Origin of the sequence: Streptomyces sp. TLI_185, assembly GCF_003814765.1 — a bacterium.
GTDB lineage: Bacteria > Actinomycetota > Actinomycetes > Streptomycetales > Streptomycetaceae > Streptomyces.
The window spans coordinates 3,791,173-3,808,236 of record NZ_RKRB01000001.1 but is presented as its reverse complement, the minus strand read 5'-3'; the positions used below and the strand labels follow the sequence as shown (position 1 = coordinate 3,808,236).

Sequence of the window (17,064 nt, the reverse complement as noted above, 5' to 3'; positions counted from 1 at the left end):
GAGGAGATCATCATGCTGCTCAGCGACAAGACCGCGATCGTGTACGGCGCCGGTGGCTCCATCGGCGGTGCGGTCGCCCGCGCCTTCGCCGCCGAGGGAGCACGCGTCCACCTGGTCGGACGGACCCGCAAGACGCTGGAGGCCGTGGCCGCCGACATCAAGGACGCCGAGGTGGCCGTCGTCGACGCCCTCGACGAGGCGGCCGTCGAAGAGCACCTCGCGGGCGTCGGCGACGTCGACATCTCGTTCAACCTCGTCACACGCGGCGACGTGCAGGGCGCCCCGCTCACCGACATGCCCGTGGACGACTTCATGCGGCCCGTGCTGGGCGGCGTCCGCGCCAACTTCATCACCGCCCGTGGCGCCGCCCGCCGGATGGCCGAGCGCGGCTCCGGCGTGATCCTCACCCTCAACAGCGGGTCCGCGCACGGCAGTCCGATGATGGGCGGCACGGGGCCCGCCGATGCCGCCATCGACACGCTCGTCCGCAACCTGGCCGTGGAGTGCGGTCCGCGCGGGGTGCGCGCCGTGGGCCTGTGGGCGGCCGGGGTGCCCGAGACCTTCACCGTCGAGAAGCTCTCCGCGGTCAACCCGGCCATCGACGAAGCCGCCGTCCAGGGCATCGTCGCCAACCTCGCCGGGATGCGCATGACACACCGCAACCCCACCCTCGCCGAGGTGGCCGCCACCGCCGTCTTCCTCGCCTCGGACCACGCGGGCGGCATCACCGGCACGTTCGTCAACGTGACGGGCGGGATGATCGCGCGCTGAGCGCGGGAACGAGGAAGGGCGCCCGGTATGACACCGGGCGCCCTCGTTTTCGTGCTCCTGTGGGTGGCTACGCCTGTGCGTCTGCCGCCTGCGCCTTCAGCGCGCGCTCCACTCCCGAGGGGGACTTCGTCAATGTGGCGGGCGGGATGATCGCGCGCTGAGCGCGGGAACGAGGAAGGGCGCCCGGTATGACACCGGGCGCCCTCGTTTTCGTGCTCCTGTGGGTGGCTACGCCTGTGCGTCTGCCGCCTGCGCCCTCAGCGCGCGCTCAACCCCAGAGCGGGACTCCGAGACCAGGCGGCGCAGGGCCGCGCTGGGCTCGGCGGAGGAGAGCCAGGCGTCCGTCCTGTCCAGGGTCTCCTGGGACACCTGGACGGCCGGGTAGAGGCCGACCGCGATCTGCTGGGCGATCTCGTGCGAGCGGGAGTCCCAGACGTCCTTGACCACCTCGAAGTACTTCTCGGCGTACGGGGCGAGCAGCTCGCGCTGGTCGGTCTGGACGAAGCCGCCGATGACCGCCTCCTGGACGGCGTTCGGCAGCTTGTCGGACTCGACGACCTGCGCCCAGACCTCCGCCTTCGCCTCCGGGGTCGGCCTGGCCGCACGGGCGCCGGCCGCATGGCGCTCGCCCGCGGCGGTCTTGTCCCGCTCGTACTCGCCGGCGATCTCCGTCTCGTCGTAGCGGCCGACCGCGGCCAGCCGCTGCACGAACGCCCAGCGCAGCTCGGTGTCGACGGCCAGCCCCTCGATCGTCTGCGAACCGTCCAGCAGGGCCTCCAGCAGGTCCAGCTGCTCCGGCGTCCTCGCGGTCGCCGCGAACGCCCGCGCCCAGGCCAGCTGGTGGTCGCTGCTCGGCTCGGCCGCGCGCAGGTGGGCCAGCGTGGCGTCGGTCCAGCGGGTGAGCAGGGCCTCGCGGGCGGCCGGGTCGGCGTACAGGTCGATCGCCAGCTTCACCTGGCGGTGCAGCGACTGCACGACACCGATGTCGGACTCCTTGCCGATGCCCGACAGGACCAGCGAGAGGTAGTCGCGGGTCGCGAGTTCCGCGTCCCGCGTCATGTCCCAGGCGGAGGCCCAGCACAGGGCACGCGGGAGGGACGACTCGAAGTCGCCCAGGTGCTCGGTGACGAACGCCAGCGACTGCTCGTCGAGGCGGACCTTGGCGTACGACAGGTCGTCGTCGTTGAGCAGCACGACGGCCGGGCGACGCCTGCCCACCAGCTGCGGCACGGCGGTCAGTTCACCGTCGACGTCCAGCTCGATGCGCTCCTCGCGCACCAGCTTGCCGCTGTCCTCGTCGAGTTCGTACAGGCCGACCGCGATGCGGTGCGGGCGGAGAGTCGGCTCGCCCTTCGCGCCCGCGGGGAGCGCCGGGGCCTCCTGGCGGATGGCGAAGGAGGTGACGACACCGGCGGCGTCCGTCTCGATCTCGGGACGGAGGATGTTGATGCCGGCGGTCCGGAGCCATTTCTCCGACCAGTTCTTCAGGTCGCGGCCGGAGGTCTCCTCCAGCGCGCCGAGCAGATCGGACAGGCGCGTGTTGCCGTACGCGTGACGCTTGAAGTACGCCTGCACGCCCCCGAAGAACTCGTCCATGCCGACATACGCGACGAGCTGCTTGAGGACGGAGGCACCCTTGGCATACGTAATGCCGTCGAAGTTCACCAGCACGTCGTCGAGATCGCGGATCTCGGCCATGATCGGGTGGGTGGAGGGCAGCTGGTCCTGCCGGTAGGCCCACGTCTTCATGGAGTTGGCGAACGTGGTCCAGGAGTGCGGCCAGCGCGACTGGGGGTGGTACGCCTGGCAGGCGATGGAGGTGTAGGTGGCGAACGACTCGTTCAGCCACAGGTCGTTCCACCACTCCATGGTGACCAGGTCGCCGAACCACATGTGCGCCAGCTCGTGCAGGATGGTCTCCGCGCGCAGCTCGTACGACGCGTCGGTGACCTTGGAGCGGAACACGTACTGGTCCCGGATGGTCACCGCACCCGCGTTCTCCATCGCGCCCGCGTTGAACTCCGGCACGAAGAGCTGGTCGTACTTCTTGAACGGGTACGCGTAGTCGAACTTCTCCTGGAACCACTCGAAGCCCTGCCGCGTGACCTCGAAGATCGCGTCGGAGTCGAGGAACTCGGCGAGCGAGGGCCGGCAGTAGATGCCCAGCGGCACGCTCTGCCCGTCCTTCTCGTACACGCTGTGCACGGAGTGGTACGGGCCGACGATGAGCGCCGTGATGTACGACGAGATCCGCGGCGTCGGCTCGAAGACCCAGGTGTCGTCCTTGGGCTCGGGCGTCGGCGAGTTGGAGATGACGGTCCAGCCGGAGGGCGCCTTCACCGTGAACTGGAAGGTCGCCTTGAGGTCGGGCTGCTCGAACGAGGCGAACACGCGACGGGCGTCCGGGACCTCGAACTGGGTGTAGAGATACGCCTGTTGGTCCACCGGGTCGATGAACCGGTGCAGCCCCTCACCCGTGTTGGTGTAGGCGCAGTCGGCGACGACCCGCAGGATGTTACGGCCCTCCAGCAGTCCCGGCAGGGCGATCCGCGAGTCCTTGAAGAGCTCGGCGGGGTCGAGGGTGTCGCCGTTCAGCGTCACCTCGTGGACGGTCGGGGCCACCAGGTCGATGAAGGACTCGGCGCCGTTTTCGGCCACGTCGAAGCGCACCGTCGTCACAGACCGGTAGGTACCGCCCTCCTGCGCGCCGGAGAGGTCGAGATCGATCTCGTACGAGTCAACGGTGAGCAGCTTCGCCCTCTGCTGCGCCTCTTCGCGGGTCAGGTTTGTGCCAGGCACGCGGTCATCTCCTCGTCATGTGTCGGTTCGGCCATCCTTCCACGGGACCGTGGGGAGGGCGACGAGGGTTTTCCCGATGGATCAACGGGTCAGAACCCCCGGACCGTCACGTCCGAATCCCGCCGGTCCTGCGGCCCCGCCCGCGCCAGCCTGGGTGCATGACGACGTACACCGCACGACCCATCGCCCCGTCCGTCCTCAAGGAACTGCGCACCACCGACGACGCGGGCCGTCCGATGATCCCCGTGGCCGACGACGAGGGCGGCGCCCCGCTACGCTGCTGTCTGCGCCGCAGCGAGCCGGGGGAGCGGATCGCCCTGGTGTCGTACGCGCCCCTGCGGCGCTGGGCGGCCGGGACGGGCGCCGAGCCCGGGGCCTACGACGAGCAGGGACCGGTCTTCATCCACGCGGACGAGTGTCCGGGCCCGGACGGCGACGGCTACCCGTTCGACAACGCCCACCGCACGGTCCGCCGCTACTCCGCCGACGGGCACATCCTCGGCGGAGAGCTGGTCGACGCCCCCGACGACGCGGCCTTCCGTAACGCATTCGACGACCCGTCCGTGGCGCTCGTCCACGTCCGGGCCGTCGAGTACGGCTGTTTCCTCTACGAGGTCAGGAGGCCTTAGCCCTTCAGCTCAGCGGCCACCAGCTCCGCGATCTGCACGGCGTTGAGCGCGGCGCCCTTGCGGAGGTTGTCGTTGGAGATGAAGAGCGCGAGACCGTTGTCGACCGTCTCGTCGCGGCGGATGCGGCCCACGAAGGACGGGTCCTGGCCGGCGGCCTGGAGCGGGGTCGGGATGTCGGAGAGCGCGACGCCCGGGGCGCCGGCCAGCAGCTCCGTCGCCCGCTCGGGGGAGATCGGGCGGGCGAAGCGGGCGTTGACCTGGAGGGAGTGGCCGGAGAAGACCGGGACGCGGACGCAGGTGCCGGAGATCTTGAGCTCCGGGATCTCCAGGATCTTGCGGGACTCGTTGCGGAGCTTCTGCTCCTCGTCGGTCTCGTTCAGACCGTCGTCGACGATCGAGCCCGCGAGGGGGAGCACGTTGAAGGCGATCGGGCGCTTGTAGACGCCGGGCTCCGGGAAGTCGACCGCGCCGCCGTCGTGGGTGAGCTTGTCGGCGTCGGCGACGACCTTCTGTGCCTGGCCGTGCAGCTCCGCGACGCCCGCGAGACCCGAGCCGGACACCGCCTGGTAGGTGGCGACGACCAGCGCCTCCAGGCCGGCCTCGTCGTGCAGCGGCCTGAGGACCGGCATCGCGGCCATCGTCGTGCAGTTCGGGTTGGCGATGATGCCCTTGGGGCGGTCGGCGATCGCGTGCGGGTTCACCTCGGAGACGACCAGCGGGACCTGAGGGTCCTTGCGCCAGGCCGAGGAGTTGTCGATCACGACGGGGCCCTGTGAGGCGACCTTCTCGGCCAGCGCCTTCGAGGTCGCGCCGCCCGCGGAGAACAGCACGATGTCCAGGCCGGTGTAGTCGGCGGTCGCCGCGTCCTCCACCGTCACACCGTCCAGCTCCGTCCCCGCCGAGCGGGCCGAGGCGAACAGCCGCAGCTCGGTGACCGGGAAGTCGCGCTCCTTGAGGATCCTGCGCATGACCGTGCCGACCTGCCCGGTGGCTCCGACGATTCCGACCCTCACGGCGACTCCTTTGCGTGTTCCTGTATGTCTGCGGCGTTTCCATCATGCGGCCGACCCGGGTCCGCCTGTCCAATTCTTTGCGCTCCATGCCCGAGGCCTGGGACGCCGCGCCGCGATCAACAGTTGCGGAACTCCGCCCACACCCGCGCTGAGCTGGAGAAATTCGCCCCACGGCGGCCCGGTGCCGCAAGCTGTGCTGGCCGCGGGCGGTGGTGTGACGTACACCTCTGCAGGATTTTCCGCGGTCGGGCCGAACGTTTCCGCCGGCTCCGGCGTCGTAGAGGAAACGCGGTAGGGGGTGGCTTGTGCTGCGCAGAAAGGCCCGCCGTGGCCAGGAGGACGATCATGGCGATCCTCTGGACGCGGCTCAGGAACGCCGGGTGCGGGCGGTGCTCGCGCTGGGCGGGGTGCCGCAGACGGACCTGCCGGACGGGGTGCAGCAGGTCCGTCTGCGGCTGCTGGAGCGGGCGGCGAAGGGGTACGAGGCCCCGCGTGACGTCTCCGCATGGGCGGCCGTCGTCGCCTCCAACCTGGCCATGGACTGGCACCGGTCCAAACGCCGCCAGGAGCGGATCGGCGAGCGGCTCGCCTCCCTGCGCCAGCTGGAGCACCCGTCGGGAGAGGACACCAGCGTGCTCTCCCTGGCCGTCGCCCAGGGCCTCGACGAGCTCCCCGACTCCCAGCGTCAGGTCCTCGTCCTCCGCTTCTACGCCGACCTGCCCGTCCGCTCGATAGCCGACGAGCTCGGCATCCCGGAGGGCACGGTCAAGAGCAGGCTGCACACGGCGGTACGGGCACTGCGCGCCCGCCTGCACGAGGACGAGGTGGTGTGAGATGACCGCCGAACACAACAGCGTCGATGCGCTGACGGCCGCGATCACCGGCGAGGAGCTGCCGGACGAGGCCCGCGCGGACTCCGCCTTCGTGGCCGAGCACCGCAGGGCGACGGCCGAGGTGGCGCTGCTGCGGCAGCAGCTCGGGATCATCGGGGACGCGCTCGCCGAGGAGCCGCGGCCGGAGCGGACGCCTGCCCCGGTACGGGCGCCGAGGGACTGGCGCCGGGCGCGCAGGTTCGCCTTCGGCTCGCTCGCCGTGGCCGCCGTCGCGACCGTGCTGGCGGGGATGGGCTGGCTGGTGACGCAGGCCGGGAGCGGCTCGAGCGACGACGCCAGCAGCGCATCGGGCGCCAAGGCGGACACCGCCGCCCGCTCGCCCTTCTCCAGCCCCGGCTACCTCGCCTGCACCCGCCTGGTCGCCGAGGGCGAGGTGACACAGGTGGAGCCGGTGCCCGGGACCGCCGAGCAGGAGCGGATCACGCTGGACGTGACCCGCTCGTACAAGCCGGAGGAGTCCAAGAAGGAGTCCAAGAAGGAGGTCACCCTCGTGATCGAGGAGGAGACCCTCCGGAAGGCCCTGCACAAGGGCGACCACATCCTGGTGGCCGTCCCACCGCAGTCCACCGTCCCGGACTACGTGATCGTCGGCGAGAAGTCGATCGCCCGCGAACGCGCCGGGCTCGTCCGCGCGCTGCCCGAATCGGCCGGCGTCACCTGCTGACGTCCCCCGCGACGGAAAAGGGCGGGCGCCCTTACGGACGCCCGCCCTCACCGCCGTACCACTGGCTACGGAGTGACCTTCTCGATCTTCACGCTGCCGGTGCCCGCGGCCGTGCCGCGTGCGTTCACCAGCTGGACCTGGCCGAAGAACTCACGGCCCTCAGGAGCGGCCGCCGCGGCGGTGACGCTGCCCGAGACGGTCGCCGAGTCGCCCGTGCCGAGCTTCACCGGCGCGGACTCGTCGACGGTGACGGTGCCCAGGGACGCGGAGAAGAAGACGTCCCGGTAGTCGTACGCCGTGGAGCCGGACGGGACCGAGTAGCCCGCGACCTCGATGGTGTACGTACCGGCGGCGGGTGAGGCGACCGAGACCGCTTCCTCCGAGTCGCCGTCGGCGGACGTGCCGACGACCGTGCCGGCTGCGTTCTTCACCGTCAGGTCGAGGTCCGCGGACGCGTCCGACACGTTGCCGATCGCGACGTCCAGCGACTTGGCGCCCGCGGGCACCTCGACCGTGGTGGTCTGCGTCTCGCCCTCCTTGATGGTCGGGCGGGCCGTCTTGGACGAGCCGAGCGGGCCGCCGACCAGCTTGCCGTCGAGCGCGGCGAGCTTGTTCGTCACCTTCCAGGAGACGGCGGCCGGGGTACCGACCTTGGCCTCGGGCACGGTCACGGTCTCCGGGTCGAAGGCCGCGCCGAGGACGGCGACGTCCAGCTTGTACGGGTTGTCGAGCAGCGGCGACGTACGGCGCGACTCGACCTCGATCTCCCAGACGCCGGCCTGCGGGTCCGCGTACGAGCGCACGTCGGGCTTGCAGCCGTTGCCGTCGAGGTAGTTCGGGTAGCAGTACGGGGTGCCGGTGTTGTCGACCGGAGTGCCGTACGGGTGGATCGCGATGAACCGGGTCTGGCTCTTGTCCTTCAGTCCGCCCATGGCGACCTCGAGGGACTTGGCGCCCTCGGGCACGGTCACGAAGTACGACTGCGTGCTGTTGCGCTGCACCGTGTTCGAGGCCGTGAAGGTGTACTTCACCGGCGTGGAGACCACGACCGCGGCGAGGATCTGCTTGTCGACGCCCTCGGTCCTCGGGTCGTCGACGTCGAGGATCGCGCTCTTGATGCCCGCGGACCTCGGCTTCGCCTGCACCTTGACGGTGACCGGCTGGTTCAGCGGCAGCTTCACCTCGTCCTTGCCGACGATCCGGAAGGTGTCACCGGCGTTGTTCTCGATGCTCAGCTCGTGCCGGACCGCCTTGTCGGAGCCGGAGGTCCGGGTGATCGTGACGTCGTACGTCTTCCGGTCACCCGCTTTGAGGCCGCCCTCGCGGTCGTACAGGCCGGTGCCGAAGCCCGGCGTCTTCAGCGCCTGGTCGAGCGCGGTGTCGACCGGGGCCTTCACGGTGTACTCGTGTGCGGTGGCGCCGTCGCGGATCGCGTCCCAGGCGTCGACGATGTCGATGCGGCCCGAGCCCTCCTCGTATGCCTGAACGCCCTTGATGTGGTGGGCAGTTGAGGTAAGAGCCGTGCGCAGGGTCGCGGGCTTGAGCTCGATGTGCTTCTGCTTGGCGGCCGACAGCAGCAGCGCGCTGGCGCCCGTGGCCTGCGGGGAGGCCATGGACGTGCCCTGCAGCATGGAGTAGCCGGCCGGCAGCGAGTAGCCCGACTCGGCGACCGGGGAGCCCGGTAGCCAGGTCTGGGTGGTGTTGATCGCGGCACCCGGCGCGACGAGGGTGGGCGTGAAGCCGCCGTCCTCACGCGGACCGCGCGAGGAGAACGGCATCATGGCGTACTTCTTCTCCACGGCGGAGCCGTAGTTGGACGCCCAGGTCGCCTTCGAGATACCCGCGCCGACGGAGATCACCTTGTCGGCCAGACCCGGGTCGCCGATGGTGTTCGCGCCCGGGCCGGAGTTGCCCGCCGAGATCACCAGCTGCACGCCGTACGTGTCGATGAGGCGCGTGTACAGCTCCGCGCGCGCGTTGTTGCCGTCGTTGAGGGCCGGGAGGCCGCCGATGGACATGTTGACGATGTCGACACCGCGGTTCACGACGAGGTCGATCATGCCCTCGGTGAGCGCGACGTTCGTGCAGCCGCCCGTCCAGGTGCAGGCACGGGAGGAGACGATCTTCGCGCCGGGGGCCGCGCCGTTCATCTTCCCGCCGAACAGACCGTTCGCGGAGGTGATGCCGGCGACGTGCGTGCCGTGCTCGGACTCGATGACACCGATGTTGACGAAGTCGGCTTTCTTGCCGACCCAGTCACCGCCGAACGGGTCCATCGGCACGTCCTTGCGGATCTGCACGACGAACGGCTGGCGCTCCACGACGTCGGTCGACGGGTTGTCGGTGCCGAAGTAGCCGACCTGGAACCCGTCCTTGTACGGCTTCATCGGCTCGTCGTCGCTGAAGTCGAAGTTGTTGTTCAGGTCGACGCGGACGGTCCCGGCGGCGGCGTCGTAGAGGACGCCCCACTTGTCCGTGGTGTCCCCGTCCCGGTTGGCGTCGCCCTTCGCGTCGCCGCCCGTGGTGGCGGCCTCGCTGAAGGTGCTGACCTGGTACGACCCGGCGGGCGCCGTCCAGCTCTTTCCGCCGTAGGTGAAGGTGGGCCCGGAGACGGCGGTCACCATCGGGCGCCAGGTGGCGTCGCTGTCGACGATCGGGTCGGTCGCCGTCACCCAGTCGACGATCTTCCGCTCACCGGTGGTGGTCTTCTGCAGCGCGGGGTGGCCGAGGTCGACGCCGGAGTCCAGGATGCCGATGGTGACGCCGCGGCCGTCCGCCTTCGGGTGGTCCTTCACGAAGTCGACGGCGCCCGTCTCGAAGGACGGGTTGTACGGGTTCTCGGCGGGCGTGTTCTTGTCGGGAGCCGGGTAACTGGCCGTGCCCAACGCCGACTTGGAGCCGCTCGTCGCGCTCGGGTCGTCCAGCGGTATCTCCTCACGCAGGTCGATGCCGTGCACGGAGGAGAGCTTCGCCGCGGCGGCGATGGCCGCGTCCGCCTGCGAGGTGGGGACGGTGGCGCGGACGTAACCGAGCTTGTCGTAGGTCCGGCCGACGGAGCCGCCCTTGACCGCGTCCAGCTTCCCGGCGACCTGCTCGGTCTGCCCCGGGGCGGTGGCGATCATCATCGTGACGTTCTTGTCGCCGTCGGCCTTGGCCTCGGCGAGCAGGTCCGCGTCGTCGGAACCGAGCTTGTTCTGCGCGGACTTGACGCTGCCGTCCGAGGGGGCGGTGGAGCCCGGGGACGGCGCGTCGGCGGAGAAGGCCATGGGTATCGGCCCGGCCGCGGAGAGCGCGGCGACGAGACCGGCGGCCACGGCTATTCGGGCCACGGGTCTGAGGGGGGTGAGGGTCATCGGCATCCCTAGGAGTGAAGATTTCAGTGCCGGACGAGCGCACAGCTTTACCCAGGGGACAGTTGTTTGGGAAGTGTTGACCGAAACGATATGGACGTATGGGGAAAACCCCCGATGCTCTTTACGGGGATGAGTCCCCAATAGTGCCAAATGATCCGGCGGTTCCGGACTAACGTCCCTACGTGCGCAGGAAATTGAGGGTGGCGGCCTACGCCATATGCGTCCGCGACGACCAGCTCCTACTGGCCCGCTGGATCGACGACCAGGGCCGCCCCGAGTGGACCCTGCCCGGCGGCGGCGTGGAACACGGCGAGGACCCCTACGACGCCGCCCTGAGGGAGGTGGAGGAGGAAACCGGCTACCACGTGGACCTCACGGCCCTCCTGGGCGTGGACTCGATCCGCCGCACCGCCCCCAGCCGCTTCGGACGCTCCGTCGACCATCACGGCGTACGGCTGGTGTACGAGGGGCGGGTGACCGGCGGCGAACTCCGGCACGAGATCGGCGGTTCGACGGACATGGCGGCCTGGCATCCCCTGGATACGGTGCCCGGGCTGCGGCGGGTCGGACTCGTCGATGTGGGGCTGGCGCTGTGGCGGGAGCGGCCGGTGGCGGGGCGGGTGACGGTGACCGCCGAAGACTGACCACGGTTTCACTGTGCTGTGAACTGCCTTCACTACCCAGCAAGATGAACACGGAGTGACCGCCTCCGGGCCGCCCGACGAGCGGCCGTGAACGCACAGGGTGGCCCAAGATCCACGTACGGTGATCGGCGTTGCCCGTTGCCGTCTCGTTCACGCGCAGGTCATTCCCAGTGCCAAGCATCCAGTACGAGCGGGTTGTTCGCGACAGCGAAACAGCCCGCGACCACTGCCGACGCGTTGCCACTCGGGGAGATCGCGCCATGTCGCGCATACGCTCTGTCGCCGCCACCATCCCGGCGATCAACCGCCGTACCGTCCTCGCCGCCACCGGCGCGGCGGCCGTCTCCGCAGGCGTCGGCTACGCCCTGCGGCCCACCGACAGCCAGGCCGCCACCACCGAAACGACCCGGGTCGTGGCGCAGTCCCGCAAGGCCCCGGCCGCCCCCCTCGCGCCCTACACCAAGGGCACCACCCTCGCCACGGTCGCCGCCCCGCGCACCTCCTCCGGCTACCGCCGCCTCGGCGACGGCCCCGGCTGGTCCCGAGTCGTGCGCAGCGAGCTCGCCGCCCCCAAGTCGGGCCGCGCCGGCCGCCGTACCGCGCTCGCCGCGTTCGTACAGCTCACCGACCTGCACCTGATCGACTCCCAGCACCCGATGCGCCTGGAGTACCTGCGCTCCACGGACAAGCACTCCTGGCGCCCGCACGAGGCGCTGACCGTGCAGGGCGCGATCTCGCTGGTCGAGCGGATCAACGCGCTGCGCGGCGCCCCCGTCACCGGCTCCCCGCTGCACTTCGCGATGACCACCGGCGACAACACGGACAACAACGCCAAGTCCGAGCTGGAGTGGTTCCTGACGATCATGAGTGGGGGCAAGATCCGTCCCAACTCCGGTGATCTGCGGCATTACGAGGGCGTCCAGAACAGCGGCCTCAAGCTGTACTGGCAGCCCGACTCCACCGTCCGCGACGGCGACAAGCAGCTCGGCTTCCCGCATCTGCAGGGCTTCCTGGCCGCCGCGATCCGCGAGGTCCGCAGCCCCGGCCTGAACCTGCCGTGGTACTCCACGGTCGGCAACCACGACGCCATGCCGCTCGGCTGCTACGGCCACGGCGACTCCTGGCTCGCCGAGTACGCGGTCGGCGGCAAGAAGCTGATGTCGCTGTCCGCCTCCGAGGCGAAGAAGCTGCAGGACCACATCAGGAGCGGGAGTGACCCCAAGGGAACCGGCTTCCGGGACCTGCTCAAGGCCCACGCACGCAACATGCGCTCGGTCACCGCGGACGAGAGCCGGGCCCCCTACACCCCGGCCGACTACCTCAAGGCCCACCTCGACCCGGCGCACCGCGGCAACGGCCCGGTCGGGCACGGCTACTCCACCGCCAACCTAGAGGCGGGCACCCAGTACTACACCTTCCGCATCTCCGACGACGTCATCGGCATCAGCCTCGACACCACCGACCCGGGTGGCCACTACGAAGGCTCCATCGGCACCGCCCAGTTGAAGTGGCTCGACAAGCAGCTGAAGGACAACAAGGACTCGCACGCCATCGTCTTCAGCCACCACACCAGCAAGACAATGGACAACACGGGCATCGTGGACCCGGCACGCCCGAACGAGCGGCGGCACGGCGGCCAGGAGGTCATCGCCCTCCTCGGCAGCCACTCCAACGTCCTCGCCTGGGTGAACGGCCACATCCACCGCAACGACATCACGCCGCACCAGGCCGGTGGCCGTTCCTTCTGGGAGATCTCCACCGCGTCCCACGTGGACTACCCGCAGCTGGCCCGCGTCATCGAGATCGCCGACAACAAGGACGGCACGCTCTCCCTGTTCACCACCCTCGTCGAGTCCGCGGCCCCGCACCGCACGGACTTCACCGACCTCACCCAGACGGGCCTGGCCGCCCTCTACCGCGAGCTGTCGTACAACGCCCCCGGCTCCAGCACTGTGCTCGGCGGCGACCCGAACGACCGCAACACGGAACTGGTGTTGAAGAAGGGCTGAAAGCGGCTCAACCGGCTCGCGGTGCATCAACCTTCGCACTGCGGGCCGGGTCTGTCTCCCCCGACCGAGCTCGGCTCAGTACCGAACCCGATGGGGGAGACAGACATGAACGCAGGCATACGTACGACTCTGGCCGCGGCGACGGCCGTCGCACTGTCCGCGGCCCTGGCCGGACCCGCGCTCGCCGCCGCGCCCGCCAGAGGGGCCGAAGGCCACGAGGCGACCCAGCGGGCCGTCGAGGCCGCGGTGAAGCTCGGCGTGCCCGGAGTGACGCTCACCGCGAAGGACGCCCACGGCACCTGGTCGACGACCGCGGGCGTGGGGAACCTCAAGACGGGCAAGCCGCGTTCGGCCGATGACCGTTACCGCGTCGGCAGCATCACCAAGACCTTCGTGTCCACCGTGCTGCTCCAACTGGAGGCGGAGGGACGGCTGTCGCTGAACGACACCGTGGAGAAGTGGCTGCCCGGAGCGGTCCGCGGTCACGGGCACGACGGGCGAGCCATCACGCTCCGCCAGCTCCTCAATCACACGAGCGGTGTCTTCAACTACACCGCGGACGACGAGTTCGGCCGCACGTACTTCCTCAAGGACGGCTTCTTCAAGCACCGTTACGACCGCAAGGCTCCCGCGGACCTGCTGGAGATCGCGATGTCCCACAAGCCGGACTTCGCGCCGGGCACCTCCTGGAAGTACTCCAACACCAACTACCTGTTGGCCGCGATGGTGATCGAGAAGGTCACGGGCCGTCCGTACGGGGAGGAGATCCGCGACCGCATCATCGGACCGCTCCATCTGACCGGCACCTCGGTCCCCGGCACCCGGGTCACCGTCCCGCAGCCCAGCAGCCGCGCCTACTCCAAGCTCGCGGAGTCGACGACGGGCCCGACGTACGACGTCACCACGCTCAACCCCGCCATCGCCTACGGCTCAGGCGAGATGATCTCGGATTCGGCCGACCTGATCCGCTTCTACTCGGCGCTGCTCACCGGCCGGCTCCTGCCTCCGCACCAGCTGAAGGAGATGAAGACCACGGTGCGGCAGAGCGCCGGGTCGACGGGCGGTTACGGTCTGGGCATCGCCGACGTCCCTCTTTCCTGCAACGGCCGTGAAGTGCACGTGTGGGGCCACGACGGTGGCATCCACGGCTCTCTCTCCCTGGCGCTGACCACCGCGGACGGCCGGCACTCCCTCGCGTACAACTTCAACGGGGACTGGGCGGACAACAGCAAGGACGTGGTCGAGGCGGAGTTCTGCGGCGGTCAAGGCCGCTGACGGCACGCGTCGATCGCCGCGCGCAGCTGGGCGACCGCCTCCTGAACCGCCCCGTCGGCGAGGTTGCCGTACCCGAGGACCAGGCCGTGGTCGGCGTGGTCCTCGGTGGCGTGATAGGCCGCGAGGTCGGCCACGCGCAGCGAGCGGGCGGCCGCCGCCCTGACCACGGCCGCCGGGTCCACGGCGGTCGGCAGCCGGAGGAGGAGGTGCAGCCCGGCCGCGACGCCGGAGACGGGGGCGTCCGGCAGCTGGTCGGCGAGGGCCCGGACGAGGGTGTCGCGGCGGTCGCGGTAGCGCCCCCGGCAGGCCCGCAGATGGCGGTCGTAGGCGCCTGATTCCAGCAGGTCCGCGAAGGCGAGCTGGTCCAGGGGCGGGGGCTGGGTCGCCGTCTGGTCGGCCCGGTGCAGGTGCTCGGTCCAGCGGGCGGGCGCCACGATCCATCCGATGCCGAGCGCGGGGGAGAGGATCTTGCTGAGCGACTTGAACAGGACGACCCGGGACGGGTCCATGCCCTGCAGGCTCGCGACCGGCCGGCGGTCATAGCGGAACTCCGCGTCGTAGTCGTCCTCCAGTACGACGCCGTCCACCTCGCGGGCCCAGTGCAGCAGGGCCGCGCGCCGCTCCGGGGCGAGCACCGTGCCCAGCGGGAACTGGTGCGCCGGAGACGCCAGCACGGCCCTCAGGCCGGTGTGTCCGGCGAGCTCGTCGGTGCGCAGGCCGGCGCCGTCCGCGCGGACGGGTACGACGTCCAGGCCCGCGGCGCGGATCACCTCGCGCAGCCGGGTCCAGCCCGGTTCCTCGACGGCGACGGCGGTGATGCCGCGGGCGCGCAGGGCCTGGCAGAAGCGGCGCACCCCGTCGGTCACGCTGGTGCACACCGTCACGTCCTCGGGGCTCGTGGAGACACCGCGGGCGCGGGCCAGGTACTCGGCGAGCAGCCGTCTGAGCCGGGGGTGGCCGCCGGGCGGCGGGTAGCCGAACTCCGTGAACGCCACCGTCGTCGCCTGCGCGCGGACCGCGTCGGCCCAGCGGCGCCGCGGGAACGCCCGCAGGTCCGGCAGGCCCGGGGCCAGGTCGTAACGGGCCGCCGGAGCCTGCTGCGGCGCGCGTCGCGCGGAGCGGTCGTCCGGGCTGTTCGACCAGCGCACCCGGGTGGCGGAGCCGGTCCGCGCCTCCAGATACCCCTCGGCGACGAGCTGGCCGTACGCCTCGGTCACCGCCCAGCGCGAACAGCCGAGGTCGGCGGCGAGCCGGCGGCTCGGCGGCAGGGCGGTGCCCACCTCGATCCGGCCGTCCCTGATCGCCGTACGCAGCGCCCGCTTCACCCGCTCGTGCAGCGGTCCGTCGGCGGCCTGCCCCAGGTGGAGCAGGAGATCGCCCGCCAGGTTGGTCTGTGACACCCGCGGATCGGTCTGTGATTCCCGCATGCGATTGGACGGTAGCAGCGAGCCATTTCTCCCTACCGTCGAAGGGCAGTGGGAAGCAGACGAAGGAGGCTGTCGTGCACCAGTTGTTCCGTGCGGTGTTCGAGGACTGGCAGGTCAAGGCGGGGGTCTACTCGGCGATGCCGGACGCGCCCGTCGTACCGGATGAGGCAGACCGTCCGGTAATCCAGCGGACTCGGATTCGAGACGCCGGGTTCATCCGTACGAAACGTCCATGCCGCCTCATATCGGCTAACCCGCACTCCACGGGGATGGCTCGATTTGTGCAAGGCGGGTGGTCATATGCCCACGAGGCGCGGACTGCACGTGCTCTCGGTCTACGAGGGCTTCTTCTCCGGCGGTGCCCGGATCGTCCACAGTGACGTCGTACTCGGACTTCAGGAGGGTGACCAGCAGCATCGCGTGCTGAGTCTCCATGGCGAGGTGCACCGGGAGGCCACCCGGCAGCGGATGGAGGACGACGCCTGCTACCGGTCGCTGACCGCGGCGGGCGTGGGTGTCACTTCCCTGGGCCGGGTCTTCCCCGCAAGCGGTGATCCGGCCACCTTCACCGGCCCGGAGCTGGCCGACACGGCGCGGGCGACGGCGGACGCGGACGTGATCCTTTCCTTGAAGGAACAACCCCTCCGTCTCCTCAACCAGGCGGGCCTGCCGCGCCGCCCCGTCGTGGTCTGTCTGCACCGCTCCGACCCGGAGAACCAGGGGGCGGCCCTCGACGAGCTGAAGGCCGCCATCGCCGACGGCAGGGTGGTGGCGTGCGTGTGCTGCGCGGAGTCGACCCGCTCCGCGTACGAGGCCGCGGGGATCCCGGCCGAGCTTCTGCACGTCATCCCGAACGGTGTGGACCTGCTCCGCTTCCGCCCCGACGCGGCCCGGCGGCTCGCCCTGCGCACGTCCCTCGACATCCCCGCCACCGCTCCGGTGGTCGTCTTCGCGGCCCGCTACGACGCCATGAAGAACGTCCCGCTGTTCCTGCGGGCGGCGCGGGAGTGGCTGGGCCGGGAACCAGGGGGACATGTGTTGATGTGCGGGGCGGGCATGACACCGTCGAACCCGGGGCTGGAGGTGGACATCGAGACCGCGTTCGGACCGCAGCGGACCTTGACGGACCGCGTCCACCTGCTCGGCGTCCGACACGACATGGAGTCCGTGTACGCCGGTGCCGACGTCGTCGCGCTGACCTCCTCCTGGGGCGAGGCGGCCCCGCTGTGCCTGGTCGAGGGCATGATGTGCGGCGCCGTACCGGTCGCCACCGACGTCGGCGACAGCGCGGCGATCGTGGCGGGCCACGGCTTCGTCACGCCGCCGGACGCGAAAGCCATCGCGGCGGCGTGGGGGGAGGCGGCAGCCGCCCGGGCCGACCTCGCACCAGCTCTTGCAGCCAGCCGCGAACGCTTCAGCCGCACCCGCATGATCGCGTCGTACGCCACCCTCCTCGACTGGGTGGCCGCAGGCACCGCCACGAGCCCGGCCCTCCCGGAGCCGCGGTAGGGCCTCCGACTCGAGCGGAAGGGCCAGCCCCCGGACCCCCGCTCCTCAAACGCGGGAGGGGCTGAGTTTTTCAGCCCG

Annotated in this window: 12 protein-coding genes; 8 read left to right on the top strand and 4 right to left on the bottom strand. The window is 70.5% G+C overall.

From position 1 onward, the window contains the following. The first annotated feature begins 12 nt into the window (after positions 1-12). Positions 13-771: an SDR family NAD(P)-dependent oxidoreductase gene (locus tag EDD92_RS17370; RefSeq protein WP_123965164.1), complete on the top strand. Its 759-nt coding sequence runs from the start codon at positions 13-15 to the stop codon at positions 769-771. A 228-nt stretch (positions 772-999) separates the two neighbouring features. Here the strand turns inward: EDD92_RS17370 and pepN are convergent, their stop codons facing one another. Then, positions 1,000-3,570 carry an aminopeptidase N gene (gene pepN / locus EDD92_RS17365; protein ID WP_123965163.1) on the bottom strand — a complete coding sequence of 857 codons (2,571 nt, stop codon included), beginning with the start codon at positions 3,568-3,570 and terminating at the stop codon, positions 1,000-1,002. A 158-nt stretch (positions 3,571-3,728) separates the two neighbouring features. Here pepN and EDD92_RS17360 point away from each other — a divergent pair, with 158 nt between their 5' ends. Further along, positions 3,729-4,199, top strand: coding sequence for a DUF1203 domain-containing protein (locus EDD92_RS17360; RefSeq protein WP_123965162.1), 471 nt, complete (start codon positions 3,729-3,731; stop codon positions 4,197-4,199). Here the strand turns inward: EDD92_RS17360 and EDD92_RS17355 are convergent. Then, on the bottom strand, positions 4,196-5,212 hold the full coding sequence (locus tag EDD92_RS17355; RefSeq protein ID WP_123965161.1) for an aspartate-semialdehyde dehydrogenase: 1,017 nt from the start codon (positions 5,210-5,212) through the stop codon (positions 4,196-4,198). The two genes, EDD92_RS17360 and EDD92_RS17355, sit on opposite strands and share 4 nt — an antisense overlap. Positions 5,213-5,517: 305 nt before the next feature. Between EDD92_RS17355 and EDD92_RS17350 the strand changes: the two genes are divergently transcribed. Both EDD92_RS17350 and EDD92_RS17345 read left to right on the top strand, forming a co-directional pair. After that, positions 5,518-6,045 (top strand): sigma-70 family RNA polymerase sigma factor, encoded by a 528-nt coding sequence (locus tag EDD92_RS17350; protein WP_030934510.1) that lies wholly within the window; start codon positions 5,518-5,520, stop codon positions 6,043-6,045. A gap of 1 nt (position 6,046) precedes the next feature. After that, complete coding sequence (locus EDD92_RS17345; RefSeq protein WP_123965160.1) at positions 6,047-6,769, top strand: hypothetical protein; 723 nt, start codon at positions 6,047-6,049, stop codon at positions 6,767-6,769. Between the two features lie 65 nt (positions 6,770-6,834). Here the strand turns inward: EDD92_RS17345 and EDD92_RS17340 are convergent, their stop codons facing one another. Continuing rightward, positions 6,835-10,122: a S8 family serine peptidase gene (locus tag EDD92_RS17340; RefSeq protein WP_123965159.1), complete on the bottom strand. Its 3,288-nt coding sequence runs from the start codon at positions 10,120-10,122 to the stop codon at positions 6,835-6,837. 182 nt (positions 10,123-10,304) lie between these two features. On the opposite strand from EDD92_RS17340, the gene EDD92_RS17335 reads away from it, so the two are divergent. The 3 genes from EDD92_RS17335 (at position 10,305) to EDD92_RS17325 (ending at position 14,050) form a co-directional block, all read left to right on the top strand. Next, positions 10,305-10,766 (top strand): NUDIX hydrolase, encoded by a 462-nt coding sequence (locus EDD92_RS17335; RefSeq protein ID WP_123965158.1) that lies wholly within the window; start codon positions 10,305-10,307, stop codon positions 10,764-10,766. Between the two features lie 260 nt (positions 10,767-11,026). Beyond that, positions 11,027-12,775, top strand: coding sequence for a TIGR03767 family metallophosphoesterase (locus EDD92_RS17330; RefSeq protein WP_123965157.1), 1,749 nt, complete (start codon positions 11,027-11,029; stop codon positions 12,773-12,775). A 105-nt stretch (positions 12,776-12,880) separates the two neighbouring features. Beyond that, entirely contained in the window at positions 12,881-14,050 is a 1,170-nt protein-coding gene (locus EDD92_RS17325; RefSeq protein WP_123965156.1) for a serine hydrolase, read from the top strand. On the opposite strand, the gene EDD92_RS17320 is transcribed toward EDD92_RS17325, so the two are convergent. Then, positions 14,038-15,477: a PLP-dependent aminotransferase family protein gene (locus tag EDD92_RS17320; protein ID WP_123965155.1), complete on the bottom strand. Its 1,440-nt coding sequence runs from the start codon at positions 15,475-15,477 to the stop codon at positions 14,038-14,040. The two genes, EDD92_RS17325 and EDD92_RS17320, sit on opposite strands and share 13 nt — an antisense overlap. Positions 15,478-15,801: 324 nt before the next feature. Between EDD92_RS17320 and EDD92_RS17315 the strand changes: the two genes are divergently transcribed. After that, positions 15,802-16,986, top strand: coding sequence for a glycosyltransferase (locus EDD92_RS17315; RefSeq protein WP_123970429.1), 1,185 nt, complete (start codon positions 15,802-15,804; stop codon positions 16,984-16,986). Positions 16,987-17,064: the final 78 nt, after the last annotated feature.